This is a genomic window from Deltaproteobacteria bacterium (assembly GCA_016874755.1).
In the GTDB taxonomy this organism is placed as follows: Bacteria; Desulfobacterota; Binatia; order UBA9968; family UBA9968; genus DP-20.
Window position 1 is genome coordinate 25,038 of record VGTH01000047.1, and the last position, 17,607, is coordinate 42,644.

The window sequence follows — 17,607 nt, forward strand, 5'->3', positions numbered from 1 at the left end:
ACCGATGCCCTGCACTCCCAACCTGTTGCGGCACAGCTAAGCGCTGCGCCGGGCCGTGCGCCGCGTCTCACTGCGACGCTTCACGGGTTTGAACTGCGCTCTGATGAAGCGCCTGATCGAATCTTCATTGGCAAAAATCTTTTGCCCCCGTGCATGGTCGACTTCGATGGCGATCATGTTCGGATCGTCGGTGCGCGCGGCGCGGAACACACCGTTCTGGATCATGCGCTGCACCGACAAGCGGTTGTCGTCGGTCGGCGTGACATAGTGCACGACCTCGGTTTTGTAGCGGTGCAGGAGGAAAAAGTGCATTAAAGTCATCAGCCGCCGCGAGCGAAACTTTTTCATCGTATTCTGGTCTTTGACGGCAAGAAATTTTCGGCCATCGCGATCTTTATCGACACGAAAGATAATTTCGGCAATCTTGTCTTTGGCCTCGTCGAAGACATTAAGCATCATGTCTTCGGAACCAGCCCAGCGCTCCTTCAATTCAACCGCCAGAGCGCCGCCATGATAGAGTTTCTGCTGGTGCCAGTGCTCCGCCCACACGCTGAGCCATTTCTCCAAAACGCTCGTGGGCACCTCGACGGCTTTGCGATGCTGCGTTTCGGTCGACTTGCCGCCCATGGAAGAACTGGTGAGCGAAGCGCCGCGCGCGGCGCGCCGGAAACGGTCGGCCCAGTCACCGCCGACAAAGCTCTGCGGGAACTGCGCCGGGTCGTGCGCCAAGCGCAAAGCGCGCTGAATCAATCGCACGAAGCCGAGCACACCCTCTTCTTTTAGAGCGCGCGCCAATCGGCCATTCATCAACGCTTCAGTCTGATGGCCGCCGTAGGTGATGAAATTAAAGACGTAGCCCATCTTGCCCAACTCGTTGGCGAAGTTACGGATCTGATCGTCGGTAAAACCCCAGATGTCCCAATTCCAGGACGGCGATAAATTATAGGCCAGCATCTTTTCTGGATGCAGCGCATGAATCGCATCCGCCCAGGCTTTGTCGTCGACGAGATCGGGCTTGGCCGTTTCACGCCAGATAAGATCGGCGAATGGCGCCGTGGCTAACCCTCTCGCCGTGGCCATATCGCGACCGCCGGTGATGATGTAGAAACCCTCTGGGGTTCTCGGCAAGTGCCAATCCCAGAAAATATCGATACCCATGGCAGCAGCGCGGGCCCGCGCTTCGGGATACGAAACACCAGCGGCATACTTCTTCCATTCCTCGACGGACACGGCACGCTTGCCCTTCCCCTTAGTACCGTTCTCCATCGCCGCTGCGACGGCCTCGGCAAAGGTCTTGAGCCCAGCTTTCTCCGCCCACGCTTGCCGGACGTTGGCCACCACGCCATCGACGGTTTCTTCGACCACCTTCTTCACGTTGATTTCCAGGGCGGCTAGCTGTTCACGAAAATCCCGCTGGCCTTTCCCAACTCGGCGCGCCTGCTGGCGCAATTTCTTAAGCGCGGCGATTTCCCGCTCGATGTGCGCTATCCCAGCAGCGATGGAGCCGTCGAGACGCTCGCGTTTGAGCCATTTTTCCGCGTCGCGGTAGGCCAGTTCGGAGAGCTTGTAAAGAAGATGGCCGTTAATTTCCTTGAAGCCTTTTTGGTAAAACCGGCGAATCACCGCCAGGCTCACGTTTTTGAACGGCACGATGTCAGGATTGGTGGCGCCATAAATAAACGGATGATCGCGCTCGTCGTCGGCGCTGTCGATCGCCGTGGCATCGTGGGAATCGGTGCGAGCGACGATCACGCCCGGCACGTTCATGATGTCGTATTGCAGCCGCGCGGCGTTCAGCCGCGAAATCATCTCGGCCGTCGAAACCAAAACTTTTTGACCTTGATGGCCGCACACTTTGCTACCGCCGCGCTGGTCTTCGATGTGGATCGCGCCGATGTTGTTTTCGACGAAGGTCTTCACCAGGTTGCGCGTGTGGTGCTCGCCGCCGTGGCCGGTGTCGCCGTCAGGAATGATCAGCGGCGGGCTAAACTCGATGGCGCGACTCTTTTTTCTTTGCAGCGACGACATGCGGATGCGCCGGGAGCGCTGCACTTCGTCTTGATGCATTAGGGCACGCACCCAAGCGCCGCCTTCTTTGGGCACCCGGTCCAACGCATAGTTGGCCAAGTCGGCGCCCGGGTCCTCCGCTTCAGATCCCTTAGCCGATGTAGCCCAGCCGCCGAGATACAAAACTTTGATTCCTTCCATGACCGCGCGCACCGCGCCCGTGGGTGAATACGGTCCGTAGGTTATTTCCTGTTTCTTGTTGCGAAACAGAGACTGCAAGTAGTCAAAGAGTTTTATGGCTGACTGCTTGGCGATGGTGTAGTCGGTCTGCAAGTTTCCTCGCAACGAAACTACTTCGGCGGCCGTATGCAGCCGTGTGATGTGCCGGAAACGTGGGCTGTGAAACCAGACTTCGGTATCGTGTAACTCGTTAGCCCATGCGATTGCCTCGAGATCGCGCCGCGAATCCAAACGAATGATTTTGTCCGCCATGTCGCAAACCTTCCTGTTAAGGATGTAAAGTCGGCTATTCTGACAAGCCCGTTTAGCCGCCGTGGGAAGGGAACTCTACAAAACGAATTCGATGAGTCAAGTCAGCCGGGCACGCAGAATTTCGCGCTGCGGGCTATTGGTCAAACACTGGAGATGAAGGCAAACGCTTGCTTTGAAAATCGAAGACCTAGTTTCGCCGGAGAACACCAACGCTCAGTCAACAGCAAACACGACATCCTTGTTACGAATGGGCCGGATCGGTGTACTCGATTGAGATCTGGTCAGCTCGAAGGCCTTAAATAGAGACTTGCCTTCGGCAAGAAAGCCGTAAAAACACTCCTCCCACTCGGCGGCCTGCTCGCCGGTGATCGTCGCGTCCGCCGCCGCCATGTTGGCGATATGCGACACCTCGACGCCGAGCAGCAATGCCTTGCACGTCGCCAAGACGACGAGCTTAGTGTTGGACTCTTTAAGCAAAACACCGAATCCCTCGGCTGACATCTTGTCCACCGCTGCGGTGGCTGGTTTGTTGGTCCCGAAGTCGATAGGACTGAAGATCAGATCGGCGTCATCGGCATCGACCCCGAGCACCAGATGCACGATATCGAAGCGCTGCTTGGTCAAGAGCTCGCGGAGCCGCTTGGCGGTAAGGCTGCGCTCCACTTCCACACACTTGGGAAAAGTTTTTTCCAGGACGGCGACGTCGAGATCGAAGCCCAAACTGGGCTCGGCGAATTGCTCGCTGGCGGCGCACAGAATGCGCGGGTTCTTGATGATCTCAGCGCTCTCACGCGCTGCGATATATTTTTTTTCGATCTGGTTTAGCTCGGCGGCGATCTTGGTGAAGTCCGCGTCGGGAACTTTAACGTTCGCTAGCTCCGCAAAAGCGTCGAAAAACTTTTGCAACCCGGATGATCCTATCGTCGGTCATGGCGACATAGGTGATATCCGCGCCGCGCAAATTCGCCGTCACCCCCGGCGGACCGGTGAGCTGCCCCAAATCCACTTCACCCGAAAGCATCGCCTGAATCACCGTGCTGCCGCCGGGAATGTAAACCACCGTGGAAGCCAAGCCGTATTTCGTATACAGCCCGCGCTTCTCCGCCAGCGAAACCAGCAACGCGTGCGGATCAACGGAACTGTACGCAATCCGAATACTATCGGCGGCATGCACAACGCTTGCACACAATAGCCAAAGCCAAACTACTAAGAAAAACTTTCTGACTCTGACTCGACTCCCTCTTTTCCGAACTTCGTGTCCTTCGTGCCTTCGTGGTGAAAGTGTATTCTCACAACGCGAACAGCTCCTTCGCGTTCTTGTACAAAATCTTTTCCTTCGCGTCGTTGGACAACTGCTTGTGGTCGCGCAGATCGGTCAAATTATGCGGGAACTCATTATCCCAATGGGGAATATCCGAGGCATAGAGAAAATGCTCGGCGCCGACGTAGTCGACCGTATGAACCAACTGCGACTCACCAGGCTCGACGCTAAAATACAGCTTCGACTGGCGCACCAAGTCGCTCGGCTTTTTTTTCAGCAGCGGCATTTCAATTTCAGCGCGCTTCTCCCAATGCTCGTCCAGGCGATCGAGATAGTAAGGCAGCCAGGTCGCGCCGATTTCCAAGAAGGCTAGCTTCAACTTTGGAAAACGCACCGGCAGACCCTGGCAAACTATGCTGGTGAACTGCAAGAGAATGCCGACCGGAAACGCATAACTGTGCACTTCTGAAAAAGTCGATAACCCCGAGGTCCCCAGCTCGCGCGAGGTGTTGCGCGTGCCGTGGATGCCGAGCACCACGCCGAGCTTTTCTGCCTCTTCGTAAATTGGATCGTAGAACGGATCGCCCAAAGCCAGCGGCAACCCTGTCGGCAAAATCTCGAAGCCCTTCAAGCCCAACTCCGTCACCGCGCGGCGCAGCTCCTGCGCCGCCGCCTGCGGCGCGCGCATCGGCAGACAGCCGACACAAGACAAACGATTCGAGCGCGCATTGTACTCCTTGGCGAAATGGGTGTTCGAGGCTTTTGCAACCGCGATTTGGTACGGCACCTCCTGGTTTTTTGCGATATTGCCCGAACCAGTCGGAAAGCAGATCGCTTTTTCGATGTCGTACTCGTCCATGATCTTGTGCCAGTTATCGACCTGCTGCGCCGCGCTCAAGCCGCGCCAGTTCCGTGCCATCTCGAAGGAATCCATCATGTCGTTGTCCCAAGGCTGATCGCCCGGCCACAAACTCGTCGGCCGCTTGACCCAGGGCTCTTCGAGATACTTGCGAATGTCCGATTGCCGTTCGAGCACGTGACCATCGGTGTCGATGCAAGGAATGTTTGCCATCGGTTCCTCCTTTGGCGTTGATCGATTTAGTGCTGTTTTAGTCCCGACCGGAGCGCAGTGTCAACGTGCCGCGGTTGGCTGAGGAAAACTCGCAACCCGAAACTCGAAACCGCGCGCTATGCGCGCACGTACTCCAGCAGCGCCGCCTGCCAATCGCGCATGGGCGGCAAGCCAATCTGCTCTGACAAGATGCAGCGCATCGGAGTATAGCGCGGCCGCACCGCGACGCGCTGCATATCGCGTTCGTGTGTAACGTCGATCAGCGCGTCGATCTGCGCGCGGCTTAAGCCGGCGAGCTTGCCCGCTTCGAGGGCGTACTCGTAATAGGTGCACACCCCTTCGTTGACCACGTGAAAGGTTCCGTAGGTTTGTTTGCTTCGGATTGCCAGCACCCGATCGACGAGATCAGCGGCGTAGGTCGTGCTCGACCAGATATCGTCGATCGCCCGCACCCGCTTTCCGGAGCGCAGATCGTCGCGCACCGTGCAGAGAAAGCTGTTCTTGCCACGGCCATAAACCCATGAAGTGCGGATGATGTAGCTGCGCGCGCAGGCCTCGCGCACCGCTGCCTCGCCGGTAACTTTGAACTTGCCATAGTTGTTCACTGGGTTTGGTTGGTCGTTGATCGTGTAGAAGGGCCGATCGAGAGGCTCGCCATCGAAGGCGTACTGGGTGCTGAAGTGGATGATCTCTGCGCCAAGCTCGTTCGCCGCCCGCGCGAGAAACCGCGGCCCTTCGACATTCACAGCGTGGGCTTTGGTGGGATTTTCCTGTGACTCGTCCACCTGGATCACCGCACAATTGACGATCAGACCAGGGCGTTCAGCCCGCACACATCGATGGACCGCGTCTCGATCGGTAATATCGAGGTCTGAGCGCTTGAGCGCAACCACGTCATATTCGCGCGCAGCGCGCGCGGTGAAATAGCCGCCGACAAGCGCGGCAGCACCGGTGACTAGGATTTTCATTACCCTTCGACTCTAGGACGAGCCGAAGAAGTCATCAAGAGATTTCAGGGGAGCGCCAAGCGCTCCCCTGAAACATTGTGGGGACTGTGGGAGTCGAGCGGGGCTCGGGTTAGTATTCGCTGCGCTGGCGGCGCAAGCGCTCCAGCTCGGCACGCTGGCGCTCGACTTCCGCCTGGTTCTGGTAAATTTGCCGGTCCTGCTCATTGGCCTGATTTTCGCGACCTTGCAGCTGATCGCCGATCAAAGCGCCAGCGCCAAGGCCAAGCACCGTGCCGATCCCCGCACCTGCCGCCGGCCGGCGAACCGCTGTGCCAATAATGCCGCCGGCCGTGGCACCGCCAAGGGCGCCGATGGCGGCGCCTTTCTCTCGGGTCGTAATCTGCCCGCCGGCGCAACCCACCAGCAAGCTCCCGCACAATACCGTTACAACCATGGAACCGGAGAGTTTCTTTAAATTCAATTGTTTGTTCATGTCCGACATCTCCTTTCCTGGATTAGACGGGTGACCCTGCGAAACGTTACAACAAGAACATTAGGAAATCGGAAAAGAGAGGAAAGCGGCCGCGAAAAGAAAAACTACTAAACTTGCGAAACAAGCTAAATTTTGGCTAACCGGCCATCCGATGGCGTGATTTTCGTGGGTTTTGCTGTTGGTGTGCAGGATGGCGCCAAGAGCGCCGCAGGCAGGACTACGATGCCGGCAGCTGCGGCTCCAGCGCCGTCGACTGCGTGCCATGCTTCTGGTCGACAAGTTCCATGTAGACGGTGCCAAAAACGATTTTGCTGGTAAGCATCACCGGCACGCGCCGCTCGTCGGCGGAAATCCAGATGGCCGCCTCGTTTAGCCGCTGCGCGTAACCGTTTTTCATCAAATTCTTTACCCGCGGCAAGATTTTAAAAGCGTCGACGTTGCCGGATTTGATCTTGATCGTCTCACGCTTCTCAACTTCAAGGTCGAGCAGATAGCGGTACTTACCGCCAAAGATGTGAAAATAAAGGTGGTCGCCAACTTTGATGTCCTGGCTGCGCGCCAGGTACACTGCCGTAATTGGGTCGAGGGTGTTCAGCGGCTGATCGAAATCGTAGTTTTTGACTTTCTTCCGCTCATCGCGCCGCACGGTCCACTTCTTGGTGGGGGCGTCATATTGCGCCACGGTATCGATCACTTTGGAGTTCTCGCGCTGGCTGAAGGTAAACTTGCTGGGCGCAAGGGTCTTGGCTTCGATGGTCGAGGTGATCGTGTCGCGCATCTTCCAGACGAAGTCCAGGGCGCGCGACGACTTCGCCTCGACCCGAACGTTGTAGAACTTTTTACCGTCGATGATTTGCGGCGTCGTGACAATCTCGGCGCGCGCCACCGAAATCAGGCCGTTCCAGTTGGTGTCATAGACCACTCGCTCACCGGAGTCGAAGGGATAAAACTTCGGCTGGTAGACGGGTACGCTTTTCGCTTCCGCGCCGGCCTGGGCGGCCCAAACGCTGCCGGAAGACAGCACCAAACCGAGCATAACCCGGCAACTCGTCTGCCTGATGGTTTTGGCAAGATTCATCTCACACCTTAGACGTCTGATTTCCAATACTATTTACTGCGCTTGCCGCTTTGAGTAAAGCCATCGGCGCCTGGATTAATTGCAGCGAAAGGGGAGCTGGGCTAGTATTTTGACAATTTCCCGAAAAGGAGTCCCCGTTGGTGACGCGCCTTCGAATCGCATTGGCTCGCTCGTTCTGGTTATCGGTAGTTTTGGGCTTTTATTTTGCCGCAACCGCACACGGTCAAGCGACCGTTCCTGACAAATCCACGACGCTACCGTCTGCCCAGGCCATCAAAGCCTGTATGGGCGGTGCCCAGAGCGCCGAATGCTTGGACCAATTGTTTCGCGATGCGCTGAAGAAGCACTCCACCCTCGACGTTCTCAAACAAATTCAGCGCTTCGAAGCGACCGATACCGACCTGCGCCGCGACTGCCACCCGGTGGTCCATGCTGTCGGACGCGAGACCTTTCTCCTTAAGGGCACCATTCACGATTCGTTCTCGGCCTGCGATCAGACCTGCCATTCCGGCTGCTACCATGGCGCGGTGGAGCGCTTTCTACGCGGCGATGCCGTTTATGGTCAGACCTATCGACATCCCAACCAAAATGAGCTTAAACAAAAGGCCGCCGCGGCCTGCGACCCCAAAACACCGCTGCGCTTTCGCTATCAATGCCTGCACGGTCTCGGCCACGCTATCATGTATTTCGCGAGCTACAATCTGACCAACTCGCTGGAAATCTGTGACGCCCTCGAGGACGAATGGAGCCGGAGCTCCTGCTATGGCGGCGTGTTCATGGAGAACGTGTCCAACGCCATCAACGAAAAAAAGAACTTCAGCCCCACCGACTATCATGCTCCCTGCAATCGCTTGGATGCCAAGTACCGCAACGACTGCTACATCATGCAAACCTCGCGCATGACCGAAATGGGCTTGTCCGCCGAACGGGTGTTGGAGGAGTGCGCCAAAGCCGGCGAGTTTGCCGACTCCTGCGCGCTCTCGCTGGGTCGCGACCTGTCCAACGATTCGCGCGTCGGCAAGAGCCCGGCGGTCGCGAAAAAGTGCGAGATGGCGAGCGGCTCAACCCTCCAAGCCTGCGTCCGGGGCGTGATCTTCGCACTCATCGATAACACTTGGGACGGCCGCTACGCCCTTCCCTTTTGCCATCGTCTCGCCAGCGCGCTGGACCAAGACTATTGCTTTAAGGAAAGCGGGCAATACATTGCCGGCTATTTTCCGGAACCCGCCGCAGACATGGGCCAGCAGTGCGCGCGCTATGTGCCGGAGTCGCCGCGCTGCACCGGCAACCCGGTGGCGCAGAACCAATAGCACCGTCCTAACGCACTTCCAGCCATTTCACTTGCACTGCGGGACAGTTGATGCCACAGTAGGCGCAATCAGCTGCACCGTTTTTACCGCCCCGGAAGATGAAATTTCATGGCTGAAGCTGTTTTGATGGTCATCGACGATGAGCTCGGCGTACGCGAATCGCTCAAGATGGTTTTCTCCAACGACTTCCGGCTCATCGAGGCAGACGCGGTGGATGTCGCTCTGCCGAAAATCGACAGCGAGCGGCCCCATGTGATTCTTTTAGACGTCCTTCTGCCGCGCACCGATGGCATCGCAGCGCTCAAACAAATCAAAGCACTCCACCCTGCCTGCGAGGTGATCATGCTCACGGCATTGAACAATCGCCAGATCGCCAGCGCCGCCTTGGACTACGGCGCCTTCGACTTTGTCGGCAAGCCGTTCGACGTCGTCGACCTGCGCGCCAAGGTCAACCGCGCGTTGGTCAAGATATTTCAAGCCCGCGCCGTTCCCGTCGCCGAAACCTCTGAATGAGTTCATAACGTGAACGGCTAGTTTCAACCGTGCCATGGTCTCGGGCTGGTCGAGGTTTCCAAGGCGCGGCCGCTTCTCGGTGAGTTTTCGTCCCATGAAATCAGCGCAAACCCAGTTTGCTCTCTGCTTGCTGCTACTGCTCGCCGGCTGCGCTACCCTCAAGCAGTGCGCCTACGAGGGCGTCAACCGCGACCAGTGGCAACACCCCGACAGGGTGATCGCCGCGCTTAAGATAGCACCGGGAGCCCGGGTCACCGATCTCGGCGCCGGTAGCGGCTACTTCACCTTTCGCCTGGCGCACGCAGTGGGCGCAGAGGGCGTTGTCTATGCCGTCGACGTCGACCAGGACATGATCGCGCTGGTGCAAGCCAAAGCCACAGAGCAAAACGCTGGCAACATCCGCACCGTGCAAGCTAAGAGCGACGATCCCCAGTTGCCGGAAAACGTCGATCTCGTTTTCACCAGCAACACCTACCATCACATCGATGGCCGCGTGGTCTATTTCAAAAACCTGCAAAGACATCTGCGGCCGGGCGCCCGCGTCGCGATCATCGATTTCGACCGCCGTGCCGCCTGGCTCGACCGCCTGTGGACCCACTACACGCCGAGCAGCTTCATCAAGAGCGATATGCAGCAGGCGGGCTACCTGCTCGCGCAGGAGTTCGACTTTCTCGATCGGCAATCGTTTCTCATTTTCACGCCACTGGCTCAAGCTCCGCGAGCTGGCCGAGCAGACTCTCCACCTCGCGCGGCTCCCGCAAGTTGAAGCGCGCCAGGGTGCGCGCAATGCCGACGCGGATCGACCAGGCATCCTTGGGCAGCATCGCGAATAGCTCTTCGTCGTCGAGGTCGTCGCCGATGGCCAGCACAAAGTCGCTGGGCCGATCCACCGAGAGTTGCCGCACTGCGTTGGCTTTGCTAATGCCGGAGTTGCGCACTTCCACCGTCTTGCTGCCCTGGACCACTTGCACATCGATATTGCCGGTGAAGTTGAGCAAATCATCGGTCAGCTCGCGCGCCATGACCATCCCTTGCTCGGCGTCAGCGCGGCGATAGTGCCAGACCAACGACAGTTCTTTTTCTTCGACGAATGCCCCCGGCAAGCGGTCGCTGTAGAGCTGCAAGATCGGCAGCAGCTTGCTTTTCCAATCCGCGCCGGCGCTCTGTGAGGCGCGCCAACAGGCGGTTCGCGACCTGACCCAGGCGCCATGTTCCGCGACCAAACCGATCGGCAGCGCACCGAACCATCTTTGCAGCGTTGCCCGGTCGCGGCCACTGACGATCACCAGGCGATTTTCTTTGGTGGCGCCGAGCCGCAGCAGCACATCGAGCAAAGCCGGTCCGGGTTTCGCCGACTTGGGCTCTGGCGTAAGCGACACTAGCGTGCCGTCATAGTCGAGCAAAAGCAGTCGCGCACGGCTGTTGCGGTAGGCCTCGATCAGCGCTTTGCGCTCAGTGTCGCCCAGGAGCTTGGCGAAAACGCGGTCACGGTTAGGCCGCGCCGCTTGCAGCTCGCTCAAAAAGTCGGCCGCCCAGCGCGCCAGGTCGTAGCGCTGCAAACGGCTTTGCATGATTTCCATGCGCCGGCGCTGTTCCTCCTCCGGCATCTCCAACGCTTCTAGCAACGCCTGGGCAATCTCCTGGCGATTGTTCGGATTGATCAAGATCGCCTCGCCCAATTCGCGCGCCGCGCCGGCCATTTCGCTCAATACCAAGACACCGGTTTGGTCGCGCCGGCAGGCGACATATTCTTTGGCGATCAAATTCATGCCATCGCGCAGCGGCGTGATTAGAGCCACGTCGGCGAGCGCGTAGAGGGCGACCAACGCGTCGAAGGATTGCGCCCGGTACTGATAGAGAATCGGCGTCCAGCCGACGCTGCCAAAGCGGCCGTTGATCTGGCCGACGCGCTCTTCGATTTCCTTTTTCATGCGCTCGTAGTCTTCGATACCGATGCGCGACGGCACCACCACCATCAACAACGTGACTCGTCCGCGCCACGCCGGATACAGTTCGAGCAGCGTTTCAAAGCCGAGGAGCCGATGCAGAATTCCCTTTGAATAGTCTTGGCGGTCGATCGACAGAATCACGCGGCTGCCCGCCAGGGTTTGTTGCAGGGTCGCTCTCTCTCCCGCCACCCCAGCGCTCGCCGCCGCTGCGCTAAACTTGTCGAAGGGCACGCCCATCGGAAACGTGCCCGCCTTTACAGTGCGGTCTTGGACCAGCAGCTTGCCCATTTGGTGTTCGTGCCCGAGGACACGCAGGACGCAGCGCAGAAAGTATTGCGCGTAGTCGAAGGTATGAAAGCCGATGACGTCGGCTCCCAACAAGCCGGTGAGAATTTCACGGCGCCATGGCGCCGGCAACAGACGAAACACTTCGTAATGCGGAAACGGAATATGGAGAAAAAAGCCGATGGACAATGGCGGCATCTGCGCGCGAATCAACTCCGGCAACAGCATCAGATGGTAGTCATGAATCCACAAGAGATCGCCCGGCTTGAGCACCTCCAGGGCGGCATCGCAAAACGCCTGGTTGACTCTGCGATAGTGCTCCCAGAATTCCGGCTCGTAGCGCGCATAGAGCGGGAAATAATGAAACAACGGCCAGATCGTCTTGTTACAAAAACCCGCGTAGAACGCTTCGACGAGGTCGGGAGAGAGAAACACCGGATAGGCATGAAAGCGCGCCTGCGCTTCGGCCTTCACGTAGCCGCGCAACTTGGGACTGACCGCATCGCCCGGCCAACCGATCCAGAGATACTCGGCCTGGCCAATGTCGGGCAGCTTCGAGGGCTGCAGCAATGCTTGCAGGCCGGTGGCGACACCGCCGGCGCTCTCCTTGAACGCGACGGTGCCGCTACTCTCCTCCACCGTGAAGGGCAAGCGGTTTGACACCAGCACGATGCGTTTGGCGGCGCCGTTGTTGTCCATGATGTCCGCTGGGAAAATTCGCCACAGAGGCGCAGATCTCCCACGAGAGAGAATGCCCTTGCAATCTTTTTTCCGCCTGCTCCACGCCTCTGTGGTAAACCATCAGGCTGCTAAGCCTCTGCTTACTGTGCCGGCGCGATCCCGCTCACTTTCGCGACGCCGTCCTTCTCGCTGAACTTCACCATGACTTTGGAGCCTTCCTTGGCGTGCTCGACTCCCTTGGTGTCTTTGACAAGCTCCAAGGTCTCTTGTCCCTTGTCGGTGCGCACCACGATCAGGTTCTTTGCCCGGTCAACTTTCGCCACCGTTCCAGTCAATTCTGCGCTCCACAGCCTCGCTGCCGGAGAAAGCGCCATCGCAAAGATCAAACTTCCGATAATTTTCTTCATGATGTTGCTCCTTTCTCGTTCGCTGCACCGCGGGTTAGAAACTCTTCTTGGTGTTGTCGCCTGCGCCGGCGGCCAGCGGTTGCTGGTTTTTAGCGGCGTCCGGCTCATTCGTGACGGCAGCGCCAGCATTCGGTGCGGCCTTAGCCACCGGTTCACTGGCCGGTCTTTCCAGCGTGCCCGGCGGCGGCGCTTCCGCTTTGGTCGCGCTGGGATTTTCCACCGCCGGCCGATCGCGGCAGCCGGCGCCCAGTGCCAGTGCGACGGCAACGGCGGTCAACTGCCATCGAAGCATTGCTTTTGTCATAGTCTCGCCCTCCTTTACCGAATCGTTACGCTGCACACTGTCGCTACGAAGACTTGCTGCGCTCCTGCGTGATCAAGTCCAAAGTTTTCTGCCTGAGTTTTTCATCGGTGCTGAGCAGCGCGAAGATTTGATTGTAGCGGTCGGCGCTCAATCCTTCTTTCTCGAGCAGACTGGCGATTTTGCCATTGACTTCGGCGACGATCTCTTGTTTTTTTTCCGGCTCCTGGACCGCGTCGAGACTCTGCTGATAATTTGCGCGGATTTTTTGCAGGCCAACGTAGGTGCGCGCAAAGGCATTCAAGTCACGGTCGGTCGGCACCGTCTGCGGGCTGCTCGTTGACGGTGCCTCTTGGCTAAAGGTCGTGGGTAGGGACGCCGCCAACGTCGAAACGACGGCTAGTCCCAACGCAATGTTTCTAACTCGATGTAAGTGCATAGTTGTCCCTTTCGCCTTTTCGCGACTGGCGCGAAACCTCGTTGTCGCTCGATTCAAGGCTGCTGTGTTGTAAACACACCTAACCGCAAGGCGCATACCAACTCTGCACAGGCGCCCTAAGCCGCTTGAATCAAAGCACAAACGTGAGAGCCGAGTTTTCTTGCGAAAATTTACTTTGTAGGGGAATTCCTACGTGAATTTTTTCCGGTGAGAAAATTGCGCTGCGAATTCGATGTGTTTAGCAGTAGGAGAAAGCTTCACGACAAGCGCTGCGCGGCCGTGGCGAAACCGATTGCGTGAAAAGAACTGAGTCGATTTTTCGATTCCGATGAATCGAGCGAACGTTCGGTGCCGCGTCTCAGCGGATATAACGCGCGCGAGGGATGGCCAAATAAATTCCTAGCATGCTGAGCGTCCCCGCTACACTCATCAACGCCACCGCCCATTGCGCGCCCACCCACGAGGCAAATGCGCCGATGATCAAGCCGCCGATCATCAAGATCACTTGCATCATGTGAAACAGCGCAGTCGTGCGGCCGCGCATTTCGCGCGGCGAGTAGGTTTGAATGACCGTTTGCACCAACGCATGGGAGGCCACGTGGCAAAGCCCAACCAAGGCCATCAGCACGAGGGCGACGGAGAACCACGGACAGACAGCAAAGCCAACGACCAGCAAACCGTAGAGCCCCACGCCACATAACATCACCATGCCGCGTGGCAGACGATCGCCGAGTGTGGCGATCAACACCGAACTGGCCAACGCGCCGATGCCCATGGCGGTAAGCAGCAAGCCCTGCCCTTTCGCGCCGACGTTGAGCAAGTCGCGAGCGAACACCGGCAGCAGGGTGTTAAACGGAATGATGAACAACGAAGCAAAGGCCGTCACCAGGAGACCGGTGCGCACTTCGATGTTGCGCCAACTGTACTGCCAACCTTCGACGATGCTGCGCAGAAAACCCTCGTCATGGCCGCTGTGGCCGTGGCCTGCCGCCGCCGCCCTCTCCTCGGCGCGCAGCTTGATCGTCCAGATGATCGCCAACACATAGAATATCGCTTGCACGGCGTAGGCGCCGCCGGTGTTCCAGCCGGCGATGATGAGTCCAGCGATCGCCGGCCCGGTGATGCGCGCGACGTTGAACATCATCGCATTCAAACCGATGGCGTTAGTCAACGATTCCTTGGGCACGGCATCGGACACCAACGCGGCGCGCGACGGCTGTTGAAACGTCTGCACGCAGGCCATGACGACCGCAGTAAGATACACGTGCCAGGGCACGATGTTGCCGGCAAAGATCAGAATCGCTAGCAAACCGTAAAGGATCGCATCGACAACCTGGGCGATCATGATCTGTGCTTTGCGCGAATAACGGTCCGCCGTGCTGCCGGCAATCGGTGAGAGCAAAAGGATCGGCAGCGCCTGCACACCGCGCACCATGCCCAGTTGAAACGACGAATTAGTCAGTTCGTAAATCAACCAGCCGCGCGTGACCTGATCCATCCAGGTCGCCATCGAAGAAAACACATGGCTCGTCCAGAGCAACTGATAGTCCGGATGGCGCAGCGCTTCGAACGTCTTGAAGCGCAATATCCAAGCAAACAAGCCGCGCGCTTCGCGCACGACTCTGGTATTGTCCGACGGCTGCGCCCCTTCGCTTTCACGCGTGTCCATAGGTCATGCCGCGGCGACGCTCGCTCCGCCGGTTTTCAATTTTCCATTCTCACTTGTTAGCGGATCTGCCGCGCCTTGGGCATCATCAAAGAAATCGCCACCATCAGCGCCGTGCCCGTCAACGCCATCGAAGTTGCCGCCCAGCGCGCGCCGATGATCGCCGCTAGACCGCCGATGGCCATGGAGCCGATCACCAGAATCACTTGGGTCATGTGAAAGATGGCCATGGTTCTACCGCGAAACTCCGGCGGCGAGTAAGACTGAATCACGGTTTGGATCAGGGCATGGGATGTCACATGGCACAGGCCGATCAGAAACATCGCGATGAGCGACAGCGGATACCAGGTAGAAGCCGAAAAAATCATCACCAGGATACCGTAGAGCGCGACGCCCCCCAGCATAACGACGCCGCGCGGCATGCGGTCGCCGAGCGAGGCCACAAGGATCGAGCTAAACAAGGCGCCGATACCCATCGAAGTGAGCAGCATTCCTTGGCCCGAAGCGCCGACATGGAGAATGTCGCGGGCGTAGACCGGCAGGAGCGTGGTAAACGGAATCAGCAAGAACATAGAAATCGTCACGATCAAGAGACCGATACGCACCTCGTCATTGCGCCAGCTAAACTTCCAACCTTCAACCATGTTGCGGCTGAAGGATTCGGCGGGGCCGCCGTGACCTTTTCCCACCGGCGCAGCGCGGTTGTCGGCGCGCAGCGCGATTGTCCAGAACGTCGCCAGTAGATAGAAAAGCGCCTGCACCGAATAGGACGCGCCGGTGCCGAAAGCCGCGATGAGAATGCCGGCCAACGCCGGGCCGGCGCTGCGCGCTGAGTTGAACACGACGGCATTCAAACCCAGCGCATTGGTCAAGTATTTCGGCGGCACCGTATCGGACACCATCGAAGCGCGCGACGGCTGCTGAAAGGCCTGCACGGTGGCCAACCCAACGGACGTGACATAGACGATCCACGGCTGGATCTGACCCGTGAAGATCATCGTCGCCACCCACCCATAGAGGACCACATCGGCGAGCTGCGCCACGATCATCTGGGTCTTGCGCGAGTAGAGATCGGCGGCGCTGCCCGCAATGGGTGAGAGCAAAAGCGTCGGAATAGCCTGCACGCCGCGCACCAAGCCCAACTGCCACGACGAGTGCGTCAGCTCATACATAAGCCAGCCGCGCGCGATGGAGTCCATCCAGGTTGCCATCGAGGTAAAAATCGTGCCGTACCACAGCAGGCGAAACTCTTTGTGGCGCAGCGCTTCGAGCGCGCGCAGGCGCAGCACAGCATCTACCGGGCGGGAAAACGACGAGGATTCGTGAGAGTCAGCTTCGCTTTGAGCAGATTCGTTCGATGGGTTCTTTGAAGTCGAGGGATCCAGCGTACACTCCGAGTCCGGCGCACAAGTAGTATTTACTTATCACGCGCCGGATCGGAGCGTCCAGTTATGCGGCTTGGATGAGCAGAATTTATTACCGGCTTTTAATTCAGCGTGACGTATTTCTCTAACCGGGCAACTTCTTTCTTGTCGACGTACTTGCCGATCTCTTTGCGGAACTGCTCGATGTGGCTGTAGGGCCGATACTCTTTGAACTCACGCACCATGCGCCGGCCCGCGCCGGGGATGCTCAAAATATCCTCGTCGCTCGCCGCATTGAGACTCACCGGGACAAAGACGTATTGCTCCAGGCGCGCGACCTCTTTGTCGTCGACGTACTTGCCGATCTCTTTGCGAAATTGAGTCAGGACTTTGTAGGGCCGGTACTCTTTGAACTCGCGCAGCATCCGTTTGCCGGCGCCGGGGATCATGAGAATCTCTTCGTCGCTGGCGTTGTTGAGATTGATCTGCACAAACATCTTGCCGTAGAGCTCGCTCAACTGCTCCGGCTTGAGAACTGGCGCGAGCCCCGCGTTCAAATCGGCCATTCTCAGAAAGGGCCTGCGCTCGATCAATGTTTTGACCAGCGCCGGCGTCATGTGCGGCAGTGCCGCGAGCTCTTTCTCATTGGCAAGATCCGGATTGATCAGCTCCGACTTACCGACCTGCGCCTGCGTCGGTTCCCTAAAGCCCAACAGCAGCGCCAGCACAACACCTGCGAATGCAACAATCTTTTTCATGATTTTCTCCTCATTGTATCGCTTCCCGCGACAAAGCTGGATGACGGTAACAAAACGCCAAGCCGACCAAGCCGAGTTGCACCATGACGCCGGGCGCCAATGGCGGCGGCGCTTTGCTGCGCATGGCGGCCCAAAACAACGGCCAACCGGCAAGCGAGCGGTTGGATTCCAGTTTGAACTCAACGCTGCCTTGATAGTGAAAATAAACCCCGGCAAAGCCGGCGACAATGCTGGCCAGCATCAAAACTTGAATCAGCCGCAAACTCGCCGCCACGCCGGTGAGCAGGTACCAGACGATGGCCAGCAAACACACCGCGATCAATAAGAGCGGTGCCCATTGGGTGAATTCTTCCATGTGATCGAGCAGCAAAAGCTCCGTTCCGGTGCCGACCAAACCGAGAGTAAGAATTGCGAGTAGTATGCGGCGAAGGGTCATGGTAGCGTCAAAGACTTCTTCGAGCTATGATCAAAGCGTGTGGAAATAGGAAATAGGTAGGCGTACCCTTTCGCGAATCTAAAAACGAAAGGCTGCCTGTTGGCGCAGGCAGGAAAGGATACGCCGATGAGAGAAAAGCACACTGAGG

The 17,607-nt window shown here is 58.1% G+C and carries 18 protein-coding genes; 3 read left to right on the forward strand and 15 right to left on the reverse strand.

Features of this window, described 5'->3' with window-relative positions; genetic code table 11:
- Window positions 1–36 precede the first annotated feature (36 nt).
- The 7 genes from FJ145_22100 to FJ145_22130 all read right to left on the reverse strand — a co-directional run bounded on the left by FJ145_22100 (window position 37) and on the right by FJ145_22130 (window position 7,350).
- Window positions 37–2,499, reverse strand: coding sequence for an isocitrate lyase (locus tag FJ145_22100; protein MBM4264101.1), 2,463 nt, complete (start codon window positions 2,497–2,499; stop codon window positions 37–39).
- A 213-nt stretch (window positions 2,500–2,712) separates the two neighbouring features.
- A complete protein-coding gene (locus FJ145_22105; protein ID MBM4264102.1) occupies window positions 2,713–3,405 on the reverse strand; it encodes a hypothetical protein in 693 nt (230 codons plus the stop codon).
- A complete protein-coding gene (locus tag FJ145_22110) occupies window positions 3,362–3,688 on the reverse strand; it encodes a hypothetical protein (GenBank protein ID MBM4264103.1) in 327 nt (108 codons plus the stop codon). The genes FJ145_22105 and FJ145_22110 overlap by 44 nt, the downstream gene beginning before the upstream one ends.
- Before the next feature lie 100 nt (window positions 3,689–3,788).
- The gene (locus FJ145_22115) at window positions 3,789–4,832 is read right to left on the reverse strand and encodes an amidohydrolase (protein ID MBM4264104.1); all 1,044 of its coding nucleotides are present in this window, start codon (window positions 4,830–4,832) and stop codon (window positions 3,789–3,791) included.
- A gap of 116 nt (window positions 4,833–4,948) precedes the next feature.
- The gene (locus FJ145_22120; GenBank protein MBM4264105.1) at window positions 4,949–5,800 is read right to left on the reverse strand and encodes a sugar nucleotide-binding protein; all 852 of its coding nucleotides are present in this window, start codon (window positions 5,798–5,800) and stop codon (window positions 4,949–4,951) included.
- A 109-nt stretch (window positions 5,801–5,909) separates the two neighbouring features.
- The gene (locus tag FJ145_22125) at window positions 5,910–6,281 is read right to left on the reverse strand and encodes a hypothetical protein (GenBank protein MBM4264106.1); all 372 of its coding nucleotides are present in this window, start codon (window positions 6,279–6,281) and stop codon (window positions 5,910–5,912) included.
- Window positions 6,282–6,489: 208 nt separating this feature from the next.
- Window positions 6,490–7,350, reverse strand: a complete 861-nt coding sequence (locus FJ145_22130) for a DUF3108 domain-containing protein (GenBank protein MBM4264107.1) — start codon at window positions 7,348–7,350, stop codon at window positions 6,490–6,492.
- A gap of 140 nt (window positions 7,351–7,490) precedes the next feature.
- Between FJ145_22130 and FJ145_22135 the strand changes: the two genes are divergently transcribed.
- From FJ145_22135 to FJ145_22145, 3 genes are all read left to right on the forward strand, one after another.
- Window positions 7,491–8,660 carry a hypothetical protein gene (locus tag FJ145_22135; GenBank protein MBM4264108.1) on the forward strand — a complete coding sequence of 390 codons (1,170 nt, stop codon included), beginning with the start codon at window positions 7,491–7,493 and terminating at the stop codon, window positions 8,658–8,660.
- Between the two features lie 108 nt (window positions 8,661–8,768).
- Entirely contained in the window at window positions 8,769–9,173 is a 405-nt protein-coding gene (locus FJ145_22140) for a response regulator (GenBank protein MBM4264109.1), read from the forward strand.
- 34 nt (window positions 9,174–9,207) lie between these two features.
- Window positions 9,208–9,939 (forward strand): class I SAM-dependent methyltransferase, encoded by a 732-nt coding sequence (locus FJ145_22145; protein MBM4264110.1) that lies wholly within the window; start codon window positions 9,208–9,210, stop codon window positions 9,937–9,939.
- Here the strand turns inward: FJ145_22145 and FJ145_22150 are convergent.
- From FJ145_22150 to FJ145_22185, 8 genes are all read right to left on the reverse strand, one after another.
- Complete coding sequence (locus FJ145_22150; GenBank protein MBM4264111.1) at window positions 9,869–12,106, reverse strand: bifunctional alpha,alpha-trehalose-phosphate synthase (UDP-forming)/trehalose-phosphatase; 2,238 nt, start codon at window positions 12,104–12,106, stop codon at window positions 9,869–9,871. The genes FJ145_22145 and FJ145_22150 overlap by 71 nt on opposite strands.
- A gap of 122 nt (window positions 12,107–12,228) precedes the next feature.
- Window positions 12,229–12,495: a hypothetical protein gene (locus tag FJ145_22155; GenBank protein MBM4264112.1), complete on the reverse strand. Its 267-nt coding sequence runs from the start codon at window positions 12,493–12,495 to the stop codon at window positions 12,229–12,231.
- A 34-nt stretch (window positions 12,496–12,529) separates the two neighbouring features.
- Entirely contained in the window at window positions 12,530–12,799 is a 270-nt protein-coding gene (locus tag FJ145_22160) for a hypothetical protein (protein MBM4264113.1), read from the reverse strand.
- Between the two features lie 43 nt (window positions 12,800–12,842).
- Window positions 12,843–13,331, reverse strand: coding sequence for a DUF4168 domain-containing protein (locus FJ145_22165; GenBank protein MBM4264114.1), 489 nt, complete (start codon window positions 13,329–13,331; stop codon window positions 12,843–12,845).
- 262 nt (window positions 13,332–13,593) lie between these two features.
- Window positions 13,594–14,904, reverse strand: a complete 1,311-nt coding sequence (locus tag FJ145_22170) for an MFS transporter (GenBank protein ID MBM4264115.1) — start codon at window positions 14,902–14,904, stop codon at window positions 13,594–13,596.
- 56 nt (window positions 14,905–14,960) lie between these two features.
- Window positions 14,961–16,286, reverse strand: coding sequence for an MFS transporter (locus tag FJ145_22175; protein MBM4264116.1), 1,326 nt, complete (start codon window positions 16,284–16,286; stop codon window positions 14,961–14,963).
- A 101-nt stretch (window positions 16,287–16,387) separates the two neighbouring features.
- Window positions 16,388–17,023: a hypothetical protein gene (locus FJ145_22180; protein ID MBM4264117.1), complete on the reverse strand. Its 636-nt coding sequence runs from the start codon at window positions 17,021–17,023 to the stop codon at window positions 16,388–16,390.
- Between the two features lie 10 nt (window positions 17,024–17,033).
- Window positions 17,034–17,459, reverse strand: a complete 426-nt coding sequence (locus FJ145_22185) for a hypothetical protein (GenBank protein ID MBM4264118.1) — start codon at window positions 17,457–17,459, stop codon at window positions 17,034–17,036.
- Between the last annotated feature and the right edge of the window lie 148 nt (window positions 17,460–17,607).